The sequence below is a fragment of the Oscillibacter sp. KLE 1728 genome, from assembly GCF_934833455.1.
Lineage (GTDB): Bacteria > Bacillota > Clostridia > Oscillospirales > Oscillospiraceae > Oscillibacter > Oscillibacter welbionis.
The window spans coordinates 1-3,195 of the sequence record NZ_CAKVVF010000135.1 but is presented as its reverse complement, the minus strand read 5'-3'; the positions used below and the strand labels follow the sequence as shown (position 1 = coordinate 3,195).

Annotated in this window: 2 protein-coding genes and 1 other annotated feature; both genes read left to right on the top strand. The window is 59.9% G+C overall.

Translation table 11 applies throughout. The features are described 5' to 3' along the window. Positions 1 to 513, top strand: a 513-nt coding sequence (locus tag QVE23_RS10770; RefSeq protein WP_287968214.1) for a sigma-70 family RNA polymerase sigma factor, incomplete at its 5' end; no start/stop codon positions are given. Positions 514 to 559: 46 nt separating this feature from the next. Continuing rightward, positions 560 to 774: a binding site (T-box leader), on the top strand. A gap of 63 nt (positions 775 to 837) precedes the next feature. Next, a partial coding sequence (locus QVE23_RS10765; protein WP_287968212.1) for a valine--tRNA ligase occupies positions 838 to 3,195 on the top strand: 2,358 nt, incomplete at its 3' end.

Below are 3,195 nucleotides of genomic sequence, written 5' to 3'. Positions count from 1 at the left end.
GTGGTGTACATCGCCCGCCGGTTTGAAAATACCGGCGTGAATATCGAGGACCTCATTTCCATTGGTACCATCGGGCTCATCAAGGCGGTAGGTACCTACCGCACGGATAAGAATATCAAGCTGGCTACCTACGCCTCCCGGTGCATTGAAAATGAAATTCTGATGTATCTTCGGAAGAACGCGGGCCGCAGGGCGGAGGTCTCTTTTGACGAGCCGCTGAACACGGACTATGACGGAAACGAGCTGCTGCTCTCCGATGTGCTGGGGACGGAGGCGGACACCGTGATGCGTCCCATTGAGGACGATGTGGATCTGAGCCTGCTGGCGGCGGCGCTGGACACCCTCACTCCCCGGGAGCGGGAGATCATCACGCTGCGCTTCGGCCTCGGCGGGCGGCGGGAGCAGACACAGAAGGAGGTGGCCGACCAGATGGGAATTTCCCAGAGCTACATTTCCCGGCTGGAAAAGCGCATTATCCAGCGGCTGAAGAAGGAAATTCTGCGGCTGTCCTGAGCCTTGATATTGACTTTGCCCTGGTTCGGTGGTATAATGCCGACAATCAAACGCAAGGATGCGGAGCAGTAGCGGCCAGGGACAGTCAAGAGAGAGGGCGGTTGGGTGCAAGCCCCCCTGAACCGGCAGTGAAGTCGCCGCGGAGCGGCCGGACCGAACAGGAGAGTAAGCCCGGACGGAGACATCCCGTTAAAAGGTCGAGTGTCACGCGGAAATGCGTGAAATTCAGGTGGTACCACGGACTGTTTGTTCGCCCTGAGCCTTTTTGGCTCAGGGCTTTTTTATTTGAAAGTCGGAAATACCGTGAAATAAAGGAGAATCAACATGAACAAAGAACTGCCAAAGGTGTATGAGCCCCAGCAGGTGGAGTCCCGCGTCTATCAGATGTGGGAGGATCATGACTGCTTCAAGGGCGTGGAGGACTCCAAGAAGAAGCCCTTCTCCATCGTCATGCCGCCCCCCAACGTCACGGGCCAGCTCCACATGGGCCACGCGCTGGACTGCACCCTGCAGGACATCCTGACCCGCTTCAAACGGATGCAGGGCTACGCCGCCCTCTGGGTCCCCGGCACCGACCACGCCGGCATCGCCACCCAGATCAAGGTGGAGGAAGAGCTGCGGGTCAAGGAGGGCAAGACCCGCTATGACCTGGGCCGGGAGAAGTTCCTGGAGCGGGTCTGGAAGTGGAAGGAGGAGTACGGCAACCGCATCGTCCAGCAGCAGAAGAAGATGGGCGTTTCCTGCGACTGGAGCCGCGCCCGCTTTACCATGGACGAGGGCTGCTCCAAGGCCGTCCGGGAGACCTTCTGCGAGCTGTATGACAAGGGCCTCATCTACAAGGGCAGCCGCATCATCAACTGGTGCCCCCACTGCGTCACCGCCCTGTCTGACGCCGAGGTGGAGTATGTGGATAAGCCCGGCCACCTGTGGTATATCCGCTATCCTCTGGCGGACGGCTCCGGCGATATCGTAGTCGCTACCACCCGTCCCGAAACCATGATGGGCGACACCGGCGTGGCCGTGAACCCCAACGATGAGAAGTTCAAGCACCTGATCGGCAAGAAGTGCATCCTGCCTATTATGAACCGGGAGATCCCCATTGTGGGCGACGAGTACTGCGAGATCGGCTTCGGCACCGGCGCCGTGAAGATGACCCCCGCCCACGACCCCAACGACTTTGAGGTGGGTCTGCGGCACAATCTGGAGGTCATCCGGGTCATTGCCGATGACGGTCACATCAACGAAAACGGCGGCCCCTACAACGGCATGGACCGCTACGAGTGCCGCAAGGCCATCGTAAAGGATCTGGAGGAGCAGGGCTATCTGGTGAAGGTGGAGCCTTACAACCACAATGTCGGCACCTGCTACCGCTGCCACAATGACGTGGAGCCCCTGATCTCTGCCCAGTGGTTCGTGAAGATGGAGCCTCTGGCTAAGGAGGCCCTGCGGGTGGTGAACGAGGGCGAAGTGAAATTTGTCCCCGAGCGCTTCTCCAAGACCTATACCAACTGGATGGAAAACTGCCATGACTGGTGCATTTCCCGTCAGCTCTGGTGGGGCCATCAGATCCCCGCGTGGACCTGCGAGGACTGCGGCCACATCAACGTGAAGAGAGAGGATCCCACCGCCTGCGAAAAGTGCGGCAGCACCCACCTGACCCGGGAGGAGGACGTGCTGGACACCTGGTTCTCCTCCGCTCTGTGGCCCTTCTCCACGCTGGGCTGGCCGGAGCAGACCGCCGACCTGAACTACTGGTATCCTACCAGCGTCATGGTCACCGGCTATGACATCATTTTCTTCTGGGTGGCCCGAATGATCTTCTCCGGCTGCGAGCAGATGAAGAAGATCCCCTTCCACACCGTTTTGATCCATGGCCTGGTGCGGGATGACAAGGGCCGCAAGATGTCCAAGTCTCTGGGCAACGGCATCGACCCCCTGGAAATGGCGGAAAAGTACGGCGCGGACGCGCTGCGCTTCAACCTCATCACCGGCAACTCCCCCGGCAACGATACCCGGTTCTACACCGAAAAGTGCGAGGCCATGCGGAACTTCGCCAATAAGATCTGGAACGCCAGCCGCTTCGTGATGATGAACCTCACCATCGACCGTTACGACCTGCCCGCTGCCGACAAGCTGGAGCGGGAGGACAAGTGGGTCCTCAGCAAGCTGAACCGGCTGGTGAAGGAGGTCACCGAGAATCTGGACAGCTTCGAGATCGGTGTGGCCTCCGCCAAGGTCTATGACTTCATCTGGGACACCTACTGCGACTGGTATATCGAACTGACCAAGACCCGGCTGAACGGCACGGACGAGGACGCCAAGCTAACCGCACAGAACGTGCTCTGCTACGTTCTGGTGACGCTGCTGAAGCTGCTGCATCCCTTCATGCCCTTCATCACCGAGGAGATCTATCAGGCTCTTCCCAAGTGCGACGGCGCTGAGGACATCCTGATGACCGCCCAGTGGCCTGAGTACACGGAGGCTCTGAGCTTCCCGGCGGAGGAGAGCGCTATGGAGGCCGTTATGGACCTGATCCGGGCCATTCGTGCCCGCCGCGCCGGGATGAATGTGCCCCCCTCCAAGAAGGCGGAGCTGATGATCGTCACCGATCAGGCGGAGCCGTATCAGCAGGGCCTGCACTTCATCCAGCGTCTGGCCTACGCCAGCAACGTCACCTTCCCG